Below are 646 nucleotides of genomic sequence, written 5' to 3'. Positions count from 1 at the left end.
GCCTCGTCGTCCAAAGTGTCGAGATATTCCCGTACAGCACGTGGTGCATCATCGGGGTCGGTCATACGGGCTGCCCAGTCATCAGGGTTGCTGGAGTTCTGTTTCTGGACATCAGCGCTTATCAAACTGGCATCCACGGCAAATCCCTGACCGCCCACGAGCCCTTCCGCCATGCAGCGCGCGACAGTCGTCTCAAATACGTGGCGCAGAAGATCGCTCTCGCGGAAGCGACCGTGACGGTTCTTGGAAAACGACGAATGATCCGGGATCCGGTCCGTCAGATCAAGGCGACAAAACCATCGATATGCCAGGTTCAGATGCACCTCCTCGCACAGGCGGCGTTCGGACCTGATGCCAGAGCAATACCCAACGAGTAGCATCCGGATCAGTAACTCAGGATCAATTGAAGGACGGCCTGTATGGCTATAGAAATCCGAAAGATGCGCGCGGATGCTGCTCAAATCCACAAACCGATCAATCGACCGCAGCAGGTGATCTTGTGGAACGTGATCCTCCAGAGAGAACTCATAGAACAGCGCCGCTTGCGCCTCCTGCTTTGGTCCCATCATCGCCAAATCCCCCAATCAATAAAGGAATTGAATCAGCGATTGACCATTCGATCAAGCAAGAGTTTTTCAACACAATC

General features: G+C 54.0%; 1 protein-coding gene. It reads right to left on the bottom strand.

The features are described 5' to 3' along the window. Nucleotides 1-569, bottom strand: a 569-nt coding sequence (locus PFRI_RS16005; RefSeq protein ID WP_139292132.1) for a transposase, incomplete at its 3' end; no start/stop codon positions are given. Nucleotides 570-646 lie beyond the last annotated feature (77 nt).

Origin of the sequence: Planktotalea frisia, assembly GCF_001890925.1 — a bacterium.
Lineage (GTDB): Bacteria > Pseudomonadota > Alphaproteobacteria > Rhodobacterales > Rhodobacteraceae > Planktotalea > Planktotalea frisia.
The sequence above is the reverse complement of the archived record's forward strand: the minus strand, read 5'-3'. Positions and strand labels throughout refer to the sequence as shown.